Annotated in this window: 17 protein-coding genes and 2 pseudogenes; 15 read left to right on the forward strand and 4 right to left on the reverse strand. The window is 59.4% G+C overall.

The window, feature by feature from the left end:
* Window positions 1–28: 28 nt before the first annotated feature.
* From FY156_27495 to FY156_27535, 9 genes are all read left to right on the forward strand, one after another.
* On the forward strand, window positions 29–475 hold the full coding sequence (locus FY156_27495; protein UXS05316.1) for a tripartite tricarboxylate transporter TctB family protein: 447 nt from the start codon (window positions 29–31) through the stop codon (window positions 473–475).
* Between the two features lie 22 nt (window positions 476–497).
* The gene (locus FY156_27500) at window positions 498–2,024 is read left to right on the forward strand and encodes a TctA subunit of the tripartite Tricarboxylate transport(TTT) family protein (protein UXS05317.1); all 1,527 of its coding nucleotides are present in this window, start codon (window positions 498–500) and stop codon (window positions 2,022–2,024) included.
* Window positions 2,025–2,192: 168 nt separating this feature from the next.
* A complete protein-coding gene (locus FY156_27505; protein ID UXS05318.1) occupies window positions 2,193–3,614 on the forward strand; it encodes a flagellar biosynthesis protein FlgA in 1,422 nt (473 codons plus the stop codon).
* A 7-nt stretch (window positions 3,615–3,621) separates the two neighbouring features.
* The gene (locus tag FY156_27510; GenBank protein UXS05319.1) at window positions 3,622–4,296 is read left to right on the forward strand and encodes an arylsulfatase; all 675 of its coding nucleotides are present in this window, start codon (window positions 3,622–3,624) and stop codon (window positions 4,294–4,296) included.
* Between the two features lie 3 nt (window positions 4,297–4,299).
* A complete protein-coding gene (locus FY156_27515; GenBank protein ID UXS05320.1) occupies window positions 4,300–5,592 on the forward strand; it encodes a four-carbon acid sugar kinase family protein in 1,293 nt (430 codons plus the stop codon).
* Window positions 5,589–6,224 (forward strand): aldolase, encoded by a 636-nt coding sequence (locus FY156_27520; GenBank protein ID UXS05321.1) that lies wholly within the window; start codon window positions 5,589–5,591, stop codon window positions 6,222–6,224. The genes FY156_27515 and FY156_27520 overlap by 4 nt, the downstream gene beginning before the upstream one ends.
* A 29-nt stretch (window positions 6,225–6,253) precedes the next feature.
* Window positions 6,254–7,087: an iron chelate uptake ABC transporter family permease subunit gene (locus FY156_27525; GenBank protein ID UXS05322.1), complete on the forward strand. Its 834-nt coding sequence runs from the start codon at window positions 6,254–6,256 to the stop codon at window positions 7,085–7,087.
* Window positions 7,088–7,109: 22 nt separating this feature from the next.
* The gene (locus FY156_27530; GenBank protein ID UXS05323.1) at window positions 7,110–7,826 is read left to right on the forward strand and encodes an ABC transporter substrate-binding protein; all 717 of its coding nucleotides are present in this window, start codon (window positions 7,110–7,112) and stop codon (window positions 7,824–7,826) included.
* Window positions 7,765–8,088, forward strand: a complete 324-nt coding sequence (locus FY156_27535) for a hypothetical protein (GenBank protein ID UXS05324.1) — start codon at window positions 7,765–7,767, stop codon at window positions 8,086–8,088. The genes FY156_27530 and FY156_27535 overlap by 62 nt, the downstream gene beginning before the upstream one ends.
* Window positions 8,089–8,191: 103 nt before the next feature.
* Here the strand turns inward: FY156_27535 and FY156_27540 are convergent.
* Together FY156_27540 and FY156_27545 are read right to left on the reverse strand one after the other, a co-directional pair.
* Window positions 8,192–8,476 (reverse strand): annotated as a pseudogene (locus FY156_27540) (hypothetical protein).
* Between the two features lies 1 nt (window position 8,477).
* Window positions 8,478–8,573: pseudogene (locus tag FY156_27545) on the reverse strand (MarC family protein).
* 149 nt (window positions 8,574–8,722) lie between these two features.
* On the opposite strand from FY156_27545, the gene FY156_27550 reads away from it, so the two are divergent.
* The 6 genes from FY156_27550 (at window position 8,723) to FY156_27575 (ending at window position 12,655) form a co-directional block, all read left to right on the forward strand.
* On the forward strand, window positions 8,723–8,974 hold the full coding sequence (locus FY156_27550; GenBank protein ID UXS05325.1) for an antitoxin: 252 nt from the start codon (window positions 8,723–8,725) through the stop codon (window positions 8,972–8,974).
* Window positions 8,971–9,282, forward strand: coding sequence for a type II toxin-antitoxin system RelE/ParE family toxin (locus tag FY156_27555; protein ID UXS05326.1), 312 nt, complete (start codon window positions 8,971–8,973; stop codon window positions 9,280–9,282). The genes FY156_27550 and FY156_27555 overlap by 4 nt, the downstream gene beginning before the upstream one ends.
* A gap of 507 nt (window positions 9,283–9,789) precedes the next feature.
* On the forward strand, window positions 9,790–10,884 hold the full coding sequence (locus FY156_27560) for a hypothetical protein (protein UXS05327.1): 1,095 nt from the start codon (window positions 9,790–9,792) through the stop codon (window positions 10,882–10,884).
* A gap of 1 nt (window position 10,885) precedes the next feature.
* On the forward strand, window positions 10,886–11,773 hold the full coding sequence (locus FY156_27565) for an antitoxin (GenBank protein ID UXS05328.1): 888 nt from the start codon (window positions 10,886–10,888) through the stop codon (window positions 11,771–11,773).
* Between the two features lie 211 nt (window positions 11,774–11,984).
* Entirely contained in the window at window positions 11,985–12,239 is a 255-nt protein-coding gene (locus tag FY156_27570; protein UXS05329.1) for a plasmid stabilization protein, read from the forward strand.
* Entirely contained in the window at window positions 12,236–12,655 is a 420-nt protein-coding gene (locus FY156_27575; protein UXS05330.1) for a type II toxin-antitoxin system VapC family toxin, read from the forward strand. Before FY156_27570 ends, FY156_27575 begins: the two co-directional genes overlap by 4 nt.
* A gap of 266 nt (window positions 12,656–12,921) precedes the next feature.
* On the opposite strand, the gene FY156_27580 is transcribed toward FY156_27575, so the two are convergent.
* Window positions 12,922–13,311: a hypothetical protein gene (locus FY156_27580; GenBank protein ID UXS05331.1), complete on the reverse strand. Its 390-nt coding sequence runs from the start codon at window positions 13,309–13,311 to the stop codon at window positions 12,922–12,924.
* A 94-nt stretch (window positions 13,312–13,405) separates the two neighbouring features.
* Window positions 13,406–14,986, reverse strand: a complete 1,581-nt coding sequence (groL, locus tag FY156_27585) for a chaperonin GroEL (protein UXS05332.1) — start codon at window positions 14,984–14,986, stop codon at window positions 13,406–13,408.
* Window positions 14,987–15,018 lie beyond the last annotated feature (32 nt).

Below are 15,018 nucleotides of genomic sequence, written 5' to 3' on the forward strand. Positions count from 1 at the left end.
AATGCTCTACGCTTGGGAGGCGCGGCAGATGATACCCTTACGTTCATTCGATCTTGGTCTTTCAGCGATCTTCGGCCTGCTCGGCCTCTACATGATCTGGCAGGGAAGCGGTTATGGCTACCAGGAGGGTTCCGTGCCCTCTGCCGGCTTCTTCCCCGTCTGGATCGGGGCGGGGCTGGCGCTCTTTTCCGCGCTCAATTTCCTCAAGGTCATCAGGCAGTCGGATCTTCTCGGCAGCGTCGAGCGGATGGAGGTGGTCCGGGTCGGGCTGGTCAGTCTGGCACTGGTCGCTTTCGTCCTGCTCTCCCAGTTTATCGGCATGCTGGTCGCCTCTATGCCGCTGATGATCGCCATCGGCTGTATCTTCGGCGCCCGCGACGCCCGCTCGATTGCGGCCGCCAGCGCTATCGCCGTCGGAATGGCCTTCATACTCTATCTCGTGTTCGGCGTGGTTCTCGCCATCCCGCTGCTCTGATCCCTCAAGAAGAGACGATATCATGCTAGAATCATGGCACTTGCTTGCCGAGGGATTGGTCGCAGCATCGCAACCCTCCGTTCTCGCCGCCATCATGGTCGGCGCCATCATCGGGCTTTTCATTGGCGCCCTGCCGGGGCTCGGGCCAACCGCCGGCGTGGCAATCCTGCTGCCGGTCGCCGTCAGCTTTGACGGTACGGCGGCGATTGCGGCACTCGGAGCCGTCTATTACGGCGCCCAATATGGCGGCGCGGTCACCGCAATCCTGCTCGGCATTCCGGGCGATGCTTCCGCGACCATGACCGTCATCGATGGCCACAAGCTGGCACGAAACGGCAAGGCCGGCGCGGCACTCGGCTTGAGTATTGCCGCCTCCTTCATCGGCGGCCTGATCGGCCTCATCTTGCTTACCGCTTTTGCCACGACCATTGCCCAGGCCGCGATCGCCTTCGGGCCGATAGAGATGACCGCGCTGATGATCTTCTCGCTGTCGCTCGTCAGCGTGCTCGGCGGCCGCGACCTCAACAAGGCGATGATGTCGCTGTTTGCCGGCCTCTTCATCGGCACGATCGGGCTCGATCCGATGGTTGGCCTGCCGCGTTTCGATTTCGGCGAGGTCCGGCTGTTCGACGGTATCGAATTTTCCATCATCGCTGTCGGCCTGTTCGGTCTGGCGGAAATGTATGCGACGCCGCCTTCGATCGGAAAGCCGCAGGAGAACAACCGGTTCCGCTTCCGTGAACTTCTGCCCGATGTGCGCGGCACGCTGCAATGCTGGCGTGAACTGGGCTCCGGCTCGCTGATCGGCTTCTTCATCGGCATCCTGCCCGGCGCCGGCGCGACCGCGGCCACGATGATCTCCTACGCCTTCGCCAAGCGCACCTCGAAACATCCCGAACGCTTCGGCAATGGCGCTATGGAAGGTGTTGCGGCTCCCGAAGCCGCCAATAACAGCGCCGCCTATGGCAACATGATCCCGATGTTCGCGCTCGGCATTCCGGGGTCCGGCACGACGGCGGTGCTGATGGGCGGCCTGTTGATGATCGGCCTGCAGCCCGGCCCGATGCTGTTCCAGACACAGTCGGAATTCGTCTGGACCATTTTCGGCAGCTTCTACATCGGCAATCTGGCGCTGGTCGCAATCACTATCGTCCTGACCCCGGTGCTCGCCACCTGTGCCTTCGTACGTCCGAGCTACCTGTTCCCGGCCGTCATCGCCATCATCGCCTTCGGCATTTTCGGCATCAACAATTCGATGTTCGAGGTGGCTCTGGTGATCGGCTTCGGCGTCCTGGGCTACCTGATGATGAAGCTGGACTACCCGCCGGTACCGCTCGTCCTCGGCATGATCCTCGGCCCGATCCTCGAGCGTGGCATTCGCCGCACCCTGGTCGCTTCGGATGGAGATGTCTCCGTCTTCTTCAAGAGTCCGATCGCGCTCGTCGTTCTGCTGATCACAGTCGTGCTCCTGGTTTCACCTTGGCTGTTCAAAAACCGCGCGAGCAAGGAACACCATTTGGACGAGCCGCAGGCCAAGAAAATCGGCTGAGGCAGCAAGGGGCGATCCTGCCTCACGGATCGCCCGGCTGCCTGACCACATCGCATGTTCATTCCGGATGCAGGCAATTGCCGCGCGTCGCTATCCAACGCGGCCTTGCGGCAGGTCCTGCAACCTCCAGAGCGTCACCGGGCGCGCATGAAAAGGATATTTTAAACAATGGTTTATCACCATCTTTACGCAAACTTCGCCAAGGCTTCCGAAGTGCGGGTCGGCATTATCGGCGCGGGCAATTACGGCACGGCCATCGTCACCCAGGCGCCCGTTACGCCGCGGTTGAATGTCGTTGCCGTCGCCGACATTTCGATCGATGCGGCGCGCGGCGCCTATGAGAAGGCGGGCTTCGACATGGCCAAGGTTGCCTATGCCGGAACGGCAGATGAGGCCAAATGCGAAATTGCGCGCGGCAATTCCATCTTTACCGACAAGCCGGAACTCATCGGTGCCATCGGTGCCGTCGATATCGTCTGCGAGTGCAGCGGCGTGCCGGAGGCGAGCGTCAGATATGCCGTGCAGGCGATCGAGGCCGGCAAGCATGTGGCGATGGTGACGAAGGATTGCGACGTTGCCGTCGGCCCGATGCTGAAGCGGATCGCCAAGGAAGCGGGCGTCATCTACACGCCGGTCGATGGCGACCAGCACGGGCTGCTGATCCAGTTCTACGAATGGGCGAAATCGGTCGGCCTGACGGTGATTTCCGGCGGCAAGGCGACCGATGGCGAATTCGTCTATGACGAGGCGGCCGGCACGGTCTCGATCAAGACCGACAAGAAGATCCATGAGCCCTATGTCGAGACGGTTGCCGTCTCCGATGAGGATCGCAAGTGGCTCGCCATGATCCCCGAAGGACAGGCCGCCGAATACGTCGCCAAGCGCAAGGACATTCTGGCACGCCTGCCGCAACCTGGCGCCTATGATCTCTGCGAAATCACCGTCGCGGCCAATTATACCGGCATGAAGCCTGCGGTCGACACGCTCGTCCATGCGGCCCTTCGCATCACCGAAATCCCGGTCGCCTATGCGGAAATCGCCAATGGTGGGCTCTTCGGACAGGTCGATACGATCGACCTCGCCACCTGCCTCAGGCGCCCGGATGAATCCGGGCTCGGCGGCGGCGTCTTTCTCGTCGTCCGGTGCGACAATGCCTATTCCAACCATGTCCTTGTGACCAAGGGCCAGATCCCGAACTATGACGAGACGACGGCAGTCATCTACCGCCCCTATCACCTTTGCGGCGTGGAGACTTCGACCTCGCTGCTCATGGCGGGCCTGCTCGGCATCGATACGGGCTCGGAGGACTACCGGCCCCGCTACGATCTCGTCAAAGTCGCGGCGCGCGACATCAAGGCGGGCGAAGTCTTCGGCAATGACCATAGCCCGATGTTGAAGGCACGAATCGTCCCGGCGGTACCCGTCGCGCTTGAGAACCCCGCCTGCGCCCATCTTCTGACCGGCAATCGCGCCAAGGTGGATATCCCGGCCGGCACGTTGATTACCTATGACATGGTGGAGGAGCCGCAGGCTTCGTCGCTTTGGGAGATGCGCAGGCTTCAGGACCGCACCTTCCTGGCCGCGCAGTGAGATCGCCATGACGTTCAAGCCACGCATATTCTTCTTCCATGCGACGCCGGTTGCCATGGCGCCCGTGACCGATGCCATGCGGCGGCTCTGGCCGGAGGCCGAGGCCGTCAACATTCTCGACGAGAGCCTGTCACTGGACCGGGCGCGGGAGGTCGGGCCACTCTCGCCGGAACTCAGCGAGCGTTTCGTCGCTCTCGGCCGGCAAGCCGTTTCCGGCGCGGCAGATGGCATATTGATCACCTGCTCGGCCTTCGGCCCGGCCATCCGGCGGCTTTCCTCGGAGATCGGCATCCCGGTCCTCATGCCCAATGAGGCGATGTTTCGTGCGGCGATCATGGCCGGCTCGGACATCGGCATGGTTGCAACCTTCGCACCCGCCGTCGCCACGATGGAAGAGGAGTTCCGCGAGTTCGCGGCAGAAGTCGGCAGTTCTGCGACGCTTCGCACCATCATTGCGGACGGCGCGATCGAGAAGCTCCGGCAGGGCGATGCGGCCGAGCATGATGCAAGGGTCGCCGACGCCGCTCAGGATTTGGCCGGTTGCGACGCGATCATGCTCGCTCATTTTTCCACCGCGCGCGCGGCCGGCCCGGTCGGCGAGCGGGTGGATTGCGCCGTGCTGACCGCGCCGGGCAGCGCGGTGACACGAATGAAACAGTTGATGGACAGGCAGGAGCACTAGACGATGCTGCTCGGAGTTATCGCCGACGATTTTACCGGTGCGGGAGACATAGCGAACACGCTTGCAAAAGGCCTGCCGGGGCAGGGTGGGCTTGCGGTCACGCAATATCTCGGCGTTCCCAAGGTGAAGGCCGACCGATCCGTCGAGGCGGGAGTGATCTCGCTCAAGACCCGGTCCTCGCCGGTCGAGGATGCGGTCCAGCAATCGCTTGCAGCACTCGAATGGCTGCGCAACCAGGGCTGCGAGCAATTCGTTTTTAAATATTGCTCGACATTCGATTCCACGCCGGAAGGCAATATCGGGCCGGTGGCTGAGGCGCTTGCAACGGCCCTTGGGGTCAAGGGCGTGATTGCCTGCCCGGCCTTCCCGACGGTCGGGCGCACCGTCCATCAGGGCCATCTCTTCGTGCAGGATCGGCTGCTCAGCGAATCCAGCATGCGCCATCATCCGCTGACGCCGATGACGGATTCCGACATCCGGCGCTGGCTGGCGCAGCAGACGCGCGATCCGGTCGGGCTGGTGAGTACGGCGATTGTCCGTTCCGGAAGCGAGGCCGTGAGGACGGCGCTGGAGGCGGCCGCCGCCGACGGGACGACGATGGTCATCTGCGACGCCTCGCTTGATGACGACCTCGTCACGCTCGGCAGGGCGGCCGCGGGGGAGCGGCTTGTTACCGGCGGTTCCGGCATCGCGATCGGCCTTCCGGCAAACTTCCTGCGCAGCGGCAAGGCGAAGGGTGCGGTCACCGCCTTTTCCGGCGTCGACGGCCCCGAGGCGATCCTGGCCGGCAGTTGCTCGGCCGCGACCCGCCGGCAGATCGCCATCCATGCCGCAGGGCATCCGACCATGGCGCTCGATATCGATGCGGCCATGGCGGGCAGGCTCGATGTCGGCGACCTACTCGAATTCGCAGCCGCCCACCGCGGCAAGGCGCCGCTGATCTATTCCTCGGACGATCCGCTGGAAGTCGAGCGCTTGCAAAAACGCTACGGCCGGGAAAAGGTGGCCGAGACGCTCGACGGCCTGTTTGCAAGGACGGCGCGCTCGCTGGTCGAGAGCGGCGTCAGCAGGCTGGTGGTCGCCGGAGGAGAGACATCCGGCGCGGTCGCCCAGGCGCTCGATCTCGAAGCGCTTTCGATCGGGCCGGAAATCGATCCGGGCGTGCCGATCCTGATCGGCGGCAAAGGCAGGATTGCGCTGGCGCTTAAATCCGGCAATTTCGGCGCGCCGGACTTTTTCGCCAAGGCGTTGAAGCAGTTGCAACAGGGGGCCGTTGAAACAGGGGGCAATGGGTGAAAGAGGATGAACTGCGTGCCGAGATCGTGAGGTTCGGCGCCCTCCTTTACGGGCGAGGACTTGCGCATGGCAGTGCCGGAAACCTTTCGGTGAAGCTGGAGGATGGCACGATCCTCGTCACGCCGACCAATTCATCGCTGGGCTTTCTGTCTCCCGGGCAGATATCGAAGGTCTCGGCCGAGGGCATCCATCTTGCCGGCGATCCGCCGTCGAAGGAGGCCTTCTTCCATCTGGCGGTCTATCACGAACGGCCGGAGGCAAGCGCAATCGTCCACCTTCATTCCACCAACGCGGTTGCCCTGTCCTGCCTTTGCCATGAGGACACTTCCGATGTACTCCCGCCGCTCACCGCCTATCAGATCATGCGGATCGGGCGATTGCCGCTTCTTCCCTATTTTCGGCCGGGGGACCGCAAGCTTGCGGATGCCGTTCGCCAGATCGCCGGTGGTCACAAGGCAATGCTGCTTGCCAATCACGGCCCGATCGTTTCCGGTAAGTCGCTGCAGGACGCGGTTCACGCCTATGAGGAACTGGAGGAAACGGCCAAGCTGTTCTTCCTCATCGGTGACCGGCCCGTTTCGCGCCTCACCTGCGAGGCGATCGTCGATTTGAATGAAGCCTTCCCGAATTGATGCCGGGCCATGCCGTGTGAGGACCGATCTTGGAACAGTGGATCTTGCTGCTTGTCGCGGCACTCGGCGCCGGCGCGCTGAGCGGTGTGATCGGAACCGGTGCGAGCCTGCTGCTTCTGCCATTGCTAGTGCCGATGTTCGGTGCCGTCGAGGCGATCCCGATCATGGCCGTGGCCGGCTTCATGGCCAACCTGTCGCGGGCGCTTGCGTGGTGGGGTTCGATCGCCTGGAAGGCGGTGATGGCCTATGCCCTGCCGGGCGTTCCGGCCGCAGCACTCGGCGCCTATACGCTGGTTCACATGCCGCGCGGATGGCCGGAAATGCTGCTTGGCCTCTTCATCATGGCTCTGGTGCCGCTGCGCCAGCTGGTGATGAAGGCCGTCGTCTCGATCAATCTGGTGCAGATGGCCGTCGTGGGTGCGGTGATCGGCTTTCTGACGGGACTGTTTCTCTCAACCGGACCGCTCAGCGTGCCGGCCTTTCTGGCGCTCGGCCTCGTGCGCAGTGCCTTCATCGACCAGGGCGGTGAGCCGTCCGGGCGAAATATGTTGGGCGACATGGCGGCGACCGGTCTTGGCGTGCGTTCCCGCCTGCTCAATGCCGCAAGGATTGCCGCCTCCGTGCTTTTGACCTGCGCCTGCGCATCCGTGGTGGGCACGCTGGGTTTTGTCGGGCTTGTCGCACCCCATCTGGCCCCGCTTTTCTTCGGCTCGGCGCAGATGCCGTTTCTGTTTGGCAGTGCAGCTTTAGGCAGCCTTCTCGTGCTTCTGGCAGACACAGTCGGCCGAACGATCTTCGCCCCGGTCCAGATCCCCGCCGGCATCCTGATGGCCGTGCTCGGACTGCCGTTTTTCTGTTCCTGATGTGGCAGAGAAAGGACACGCTTTGAAGAGACCCGGTTTTGGAAACCTCGTACTGGCAGCCTGCCTGATGCTCGGCATGCCGTTTTTCAGCCCGGCAGCCTTGGCCCGGGAAATCATCGATGACGCCGGACGACGCGTCGAGATTGTTGACCGGCCGCAACGAGTCGTCTCGCTCGACGATGCGGACCTCACCGTGCCGTTGCTCGAACTCGGCGTCCTGCCAATCGCAAGCCAGGGCCGGCGGGGACGCGGCGGCCATCACTTTCTCCGCTCCGGCATGACGCTGACAGGCCAGGACTTCGACAATACCCGCTTGATCTTCCTCGGCATGCAGCCGGTCGATGTCGAGGCCGTTGCGGCGTTGAAGCCTGATCTGATCCTGGTCTTCAAGGGCCGACCGACGCCGCCGGAACAATTGCAGGCAATCGCGCCGACCGTGGTCATCGACGATATCGCGCGTGGACCTGACGCTATCTACGATTTCCTCGCCGAGCTGACCGGGCGGCAGGCGGCACTCGATCTTCTCAAACGCCGCTACGGCACGCAGATCGCCCAGCCGCGGCTGATTGCCGGCGACAAGCCCCCGGTGATCTCCGTCATTTCCGCGACCGGCGATCGCAAGCTCAGCATCGAGCGGAGCTATGGCAGTATCGGCTTCGTTGCACGGGATGCGGGTTTTGACACTCCCCCCGCTGACAAAGACGATTGCGGAAAATTCAGGCGCGCTCTTCAGCCCTGAAGCGCTGCCCGAATTCGATGCGGATATCGTCTTCGACACCTATCGCAACGACCGTAACGAGACCGCCAAGGATGCGAAGAAGAGGTTGGAAAACATGCTGCCCGGCTATTGCCGCTTCCTCAGGGCCTGCCGCGAAGGGCGCTATTATTTTCTGCCGAGGGACGAGGCCAAGTCGACGACCTATGCAGCGCGCATGATGGCGATCGCCTTGCTGACGGGAGTTGTTTCGTCTTTGCAGTTGGACGACGAGACAAGCCGTTGAGATATTTACGGGTTGACGGTTCATATCCCATCAAGAGCAAAGCGAAAGGGTCGGCTCAGACGGAGACTGTTTTCACTATCTGAGCCGAGCATCTCATTCGCTCTTACGCAGCTTCCCAAACCTGATTGAGAATCTTGGCAGCCAGTGCGGCTTTGTCTTGCGGCAGGAAGCGACCGTAGTGCTGTTGCACTACATCGGGCGTATCCTGAATTGCGTAGCTCGCCTGCTCGTAGGATCCGGTCTGCTTCAGAATATGCGTCGCGAGAATGTCCCGTAGGTTATGGGGTCCATGTGGCAACAGGCCCTTGATCGCACCTCGCCTGGTATAAGGGTTATAAATTCCATAGCGTTGAATGACGGTCCTCCAAGCCTCGTAGAATGTGGTGGAGGCCTGCTGCCATCTTGATCACGATCAGCGCCAGAATGGTGCCGCCGGCCACGGCGACGGCTCCTCCCGTGATGTGAAGAAGCCGCATCAAGAGAGCGACGGGTTTTTGCTAGAGCTGAGGTAGGTTGTGGAATAGGCGTCTACGAAAAAGCACATCCCTCCAACCAACCGCCGATCAAGGTTCGACGGTGGTCACATACCCACATATGTGTTAATGTGGCTTTTCTCAATTCAGGAGTACGCTAGATGAGCAGGTTGACGATCGACATAACGGACCAACAACATCAAAGCCTGAAGGCGTTGGCCGCTTTGCAAGGGAAGACAATCAAGCAGTATGCAATTGAACGCCTCTTTCCCGGAGATACAGACGCAGAACGAGCCTGGCAGGAGTTGAAGAAGTTTATAAACACACGCGTCGATGAGGGGCTAGCAGGAAGACTGTCGACCAAAACCGTAGGTGAGATTCTCGATGAAGAGATTGCCGAGGGTCGTGCTTGACTACCTACATTCTTACTGCAGAGGCGGAATCAGATCTACGTTCGGTAATCCGCTACACCCGTGCGCAATGGGGTACTCCGCAGGTACGCCGCTACGTTTCGGATTTGGAGCGAGGTATCGCACTACTCGCCGAGGGCAAAGGTTCTTTCAAGGATATGAGTGGGCTTTATCCGGCCTTACGAATGGCGCGATGCCAACACCACTACGTCTTTTGTCTGCCGCGAGAGGCAACACCGGCTCTCATCGTGGCAATTCTCCATGAGCGAATGGATATTATGAACCGTTTGGTTGATCGTCTGAACGAGTGATGTTTGAATGGAGGCGAGATTGCAGGAGCGCAAGAACCGACAAATCGATATCATAAGGTAGCCAAAACGATGGGCACCAGTTCTGATCCCTTCAAGAGCTTGCTTGGAGGCTCTTGTTCCTTCCCCACAGTACGACTTGAAGAGTGATATCATTTTGTTTATATTGATAGCGCGGCGAGACGATAGGCGCAGCCATTACAGGAAGATGAATTCAACCAATGTGAATTGGGGCAGGATAAGGCGCTGTAAAGTAGGCGAGTGTCTTCTTGACCGGCACAATAGCGAATTCCGCCACAACAAAGAATCCGCCCGTGTCCGGCAATCGTGTTTTCAATCGTTTAGCGAACTATCCTAACGGGTCGTAGGTACATATCCCCTCAAGAGGAGAGCGGGAATGGCGAAATGCGCTTGTATAACACGTATTTTCACTGCGCAGTGAAAATTGGCGTGACATCGAATATTAGATGATTTATTGAATTTTCACTCTGCAGTGAAAAAGGTAAAACAATGGAGTTAAACGAGGGGGACCGTGCGACAAAAGCGATCAATGCGCTCGTTGAAACGCTTGAAGGGCTGCCGCATGTCACGGTTTCCCATGTTGAAGCCGAGCCCGGTTTCGGCCTTCACCTATACCTAGACGCTGCAGTGGAGGTCGATGTAGCCGGCAAAGGCATCGTCTTGATCGTCGAGTGCAAGTCCGTCGTATATCCTCGTGATGTCCGCGAGGCGATGTGGCGCCTCCTCGCTGCCAAGAAAGACGCCGAAGCAAAGCGCGTTGAGACTGTCGTGCCCGTTCTCGCAGCAAGCTCCATATCGGTTGGTGCTCGCCAGGTGCTTCGAGGGGAGGGGGTTGGATACTTCGATGATGGCGGAAGCCTCTTTGTGCCAGCACCAGGCGCCTACCTCGACATCGAGCGCCCCGTCCCGAAGTCTGGGGAACGAACGATTGGATCCCTGTTTACAGGGAAGCGCTCCCAGATCTTGCATGCCCTGGTTCTGGATCACGGAGACTGGTTCGGCGTCAGCGAGCTGGCAGAGCGGGCGAAGGTATCGTTCGGAACCGCTTCAGAAACACTTAGCGCACTGGAGCGCTTGGAATGGGTGTCTGCTCGCGGCCATGGCCCAAATAAAGAACGGCGCCTGTCGGACACCACCTCATTACTCGACAGCTGGGCTCGCCATGTGGAAGAGGGGCCGCGGTACAAACGCCGGCGCTTCTACGTTCCTGGTAAAGGTGCCGACACTATTGCAAACAAGCTCGAAGCTGAATGCGAGGCTCTTGGCGCCGAGTATGTGCTTACCCAAGACAGGGCTGCACAAGAATATTCGCCTTACCTTTCATCTATCAATCGCATAGCTTGCCGTATGGCGCCTGGTGAAAAGACAGACATCGTTCTGGAGCATCTTGATGTCCGAGCTGTGACGGAAGGTGCAAATCTCGACGTGATCGAGACGCCGTCCCGAACTGAGTTTCTTTTCAAAGAGAAGCGGGCAGGACTTTGGCTTGCGAGCCCCCTGCAGGTCTATCTGGACCTCTTGCGAGGCGAGGGGCGATCAAGGGATATGGCCGAACACCTTAGAAAAGAAGTTTTAGGAGTCTGAGATGACGAAACCGTCGACCGCCGAGGGATACGGCAATCAGGTCACTGAGAACTGCGAACGGGTCCTGGTCACGCTTCTTCGAGGGTTGGGACCATGGCGTGACTCCATCTTCCTGGTGGGTGGTTTGACGCCTCGCTATCTTATCGAGAGGAAGCCTCCCGAAATTCCGGCACACGCAGGAACGGGCGATGTCGACGTCGTCATCCAGCTTCAGATGCTCAACGAAACGGAGGCTTACCATAGCCTTGAAGACAATTTCAAAAAACTCGGATTAACGCGCGGCACAAATACGAAGGGACAGTCTGTCTCTTGGCGCTGGGAGATCAGCACGGGTGGTACGAAGGTCGCAATCGAACTCCTCGCCGATGATCCTGACAAGTCAGGCGGCAAGGTCGTTGAGTTGCCCACGGAAGGCAGCGTATCGGCCATGAACATCCCGCATTCGGCAATTGTCTTCGATCATCATAAAACGCGAAAGATCTCGGCCGAGCTTCTCGGGGACGACGGGGTTGCAACGGTCGACCTCCACTATGCTGACCTGGTGGCGTTCGTTTGCCTGAAAGCTTATGCCTTCAACCAGCGAGCAGAGCGAAAAGACGCCCATGACCTAGTCTACTGCATCGAGCATTATGATGGTAGCGTCGATGCGGCCGCAGACGAATTCGTGAAAGCGCTTGGTGGTAAACACAAGGAGGTTATCGCCGAGAGCCTGACTTTGTTGGCTCAGCACTTCGTTGATGACGAGCGGACCGAAGGCTTCACCAAGGATGGTGCTGTCGCGGTGGCGAAATTCGAATTGGGAGAAGACACCGATCGCGACACCCGTATTCTCCGGCAGCGTGAGGTTTCCGATCTCATATCGACGCTCCTGAAGAAAGTTGGCGCCTAACGCCTAGCCTGGGCGCACTCCCTCAAGTTCCATAGGTCGGCGTTACGCCATCTTTTCAGAGGCTTAGTTCATTTGGTGAGCGTGCCATTGGTTCGAATCCGTTCAAGAGCTTGCTTGGAGGTTCTTGTTCCTTCCCCACAGTACGACTTGAAGAGTGATATCATTTTGTTTATATTGATAGCGCGGCAAGACGATAGATAGGATAATGTCCATGGCAGCGGTCACCATTCGAAACATCTCTGATGAAACGCATCGGGCGTTACGTGCAAGAGCCGCTCACCACGGCCGGAGCACCGAAGCCGAAATTCGTGACATCCTTGAAGCTGCTGTTCGTCCATCTGGACGCGTGAAACTTGGATCACTGCTCGCGGCCATCGGACGTGACGCCGAATTATCAAATAGTGACGTTGAAGCTCTGCACCAGCAGCGCGACAGGACCCCGGCAGAACCGATGACTTTTGAATGATCTTGCTAGACACTAATGTAATATCTGAGCCTTGGAAGTCGGCTCCTGACCCTGCCGTGCTGACTTGGCTGGATGCACAGGCAATCGAGACGCTGTTCATTTCCGCAATTTCCATTGCCGAACTTCGTTTCGGGATTGCCTCAATGCCTGTGGGGAAGCGCCAGACAATTCTTCATGATCGTCTTGAAAGCGAAGTTCTTCCGCTCTTTGATGGGCGTATTCTGCCCTTTAGTGTCGGTACCTCGCACTTTTATGCAGCTTTAATGGCCGACGGCCGAAAATCTGGAAAGGCGATCGCGCAGGCTGATGGATACATCGCTGCTACGGCAGCAGAAAACCATCTCGCGGTCGCAACGCGAGATACAAGCCCGTTCGAGGCAGCCGGATTGCGCGTTATTAATCCTTGGCTCGCCTAAAGCCGCCTGAATTGCGCGGCTCCGGTTCGCGTCACTTCAAGAGCTTCCGTCCCTCCTTCGACCCGCATTTTGGAAACGCCAGATAAATATGCCGGTGATGATGCCTGAAGATGTTGCGTCATCACTCTGCCTGCCGTCTATGGCGTGAGATTTTGGGTGCCATCCCGTGATGATCAGTTTTCATCGTTCTGGAATCGACAAAGCGAGTGAGCCAAATGAGACGCTCCCGCAAGAGCGCCTGAGCTTACGTAGCATCAAACACGACCCTAAACGGAGAGCGCCGTGCTGCAGCTTTCGGCGATATTGCTGTCGACCGATGTCTGCCCCGGCATGGATGCCCACCCGCCCGCTTCGATGAACTGCCGCTTTTTGTAGCTGTCTGAAAGAGCCTTGAACTGCGTCAGTTTCCCAGCAGCGTCCGGAGCAGCCTTTAAGCGTTCGACGCATATGGCTGATGCGAGTTCTCCACGGGCCGCCTTGCCCGCAGCCGCCGCTGTCAGGACTGAGGACCCGCCCGTCACCCACCCGCCCCAGTTAAAGCCGACAACGATGGTCGCGACCGCGGTCGCCACACAGGCCCACACAAGAATGGTCTTGGAGGGCTGATACGTATCAAATCGCTGGAATATTGATGTTTTGCTGTTCTGCACGGCCATGTCATTCTCCTCGTTGATCGGTTAACTGATCCAAGTTCCAGAGTAAGCGCTACATCATTCCGCCCATGTCAGGCATGCCGCCGCCGGCAGCATCCTACCTGGGAAGGTCGGCAATCATGGCTTCTGTTGTCACCAGAAGGCCTGCCACCGAAGCGGCATTCTGTAGGGCGGTGCGAACCACCTTGACAGGATCGACAATACCCATAGCGATCATGTCGCCATACTCGGATGTCTGAGCATTGTAACCGAAATTGTCGGTATTGCTTTCGAGTATCCGGCCTATCACGATCGAGCCCTCGTCACCCGCATTTTCGGCAATCTGCCGAACCAGCGACTGCAGGGCCTTGCGGATGATGGCGACGCCGGCATTCTGATCGTCGTTCTCGCCCTTGATGTCGAGAAGGATGGAAGCCCGTAGCAGGGCTGTGCCACCACCGGGAACGATGCCTTCTTCGACAGCCGCGCGGGTTGCGTTCAGCGCGTCGTCAATGCGGTCCTTCTTTTCCTTGACCTCGATTTCCGTCGAACCTCCGACGCGGATCACGGCGACGCCGCCGGAAAGCTTGGCAAGTCGCTCCTGCAACTTTTCCTTGTCGTAGTCCGACGTGGTTTCCTCGATCTGCGCTTTGATCTGGGCAACGCGGCCTTCGATATCCGCCTTGGTGCCTGCGCCATCGACGACGGTGGTCGCTTCCTTTGTGATCGAGACCTTCTTGGCACGGCCGAGCATTTCAAGCGTGACGGTTTCCAGCTTGATGCCGAGGTCTTCGGAGATGACAGTGCCGCCGGTCAGAATGGCGAGATCTTCGAGCATCGCCTTCCGACGATCACCGAAGCCCGGAGCCTTGACGGCAGCGATCTTCAGGCCACCACGCAGTTTGTTGACAACAAGTGTTGCGAGAGCTTCGCCCTCGACATCCTCGGAGATAATCAGGAGCGGTTTGCCGCTCTGCACGACGGCTTCGAGGATCGGAAGCATCGCCTGGAGATTGGAAAGCTTCTTCTCGTGCAGCAGCACATAGGCATCTTCCAGATCGGCGACCATCTTTTCGGCGTTGGTGACAAAATAGGGGCTGAGATAACCGCGGTCGAACTGCATGCCTTCCACGACCTCGAGTTCTGTTTCGGCGGCTTTGGCTTCCTCGACGGTGATGACACCCTCATTGCCGACCTTTTGCATCGCATCAGCGATGTATTGGCCGATCTCCTTCTCGCCATTGGCCGAGATGGTACCGACCTGGGCGATTTCCTCCGACGTATTGATCTTCTTGGCCTTGGTCAGCAGGTCCTTGACGACGGCTGAGACGGCAAGGTCGATGCCGCGCTTCAGGTCCATCGGGTTCATGCCGGCCGCAACGGCCTTGCCGCCTTCGCGGACGATGGCCTGGGCGAGAACGGTTGCCGTCGTGGTGCCGTCGCCGGCGATGTCGTTGGTCTTCGAGGCCACTTCGCGGACCATCTGGGCGCCCATGTTCTCGAACTTGTCTTCGAGCTCGATCTCCTTGGCGACGGTGACGCCGTCCTTGGTGATGCGCGGCGCGCCGTAGGATTTGTCGATCACGACATTGCGGCCCTTGGGGCCAAGCGTAACCTTGACGGCGTCGGCTAGGATATCGACGCCACGCAGCAGCTTTTCGCGCGCATCACGCCCGAATTTGATTTGTTTGGCAGACATAAAATAACTCCCGGGCCATTGGCCCCATGGTC

This window comes from Agrobacterium tumefaciens, assembly GCA_025559845.1.
Taxonomy (GTDB): Bacteria; Pseudomonadota; Alphaproteobacteria; order Rhizobiales; family Rhizobiaceae; genus Agrobacterium.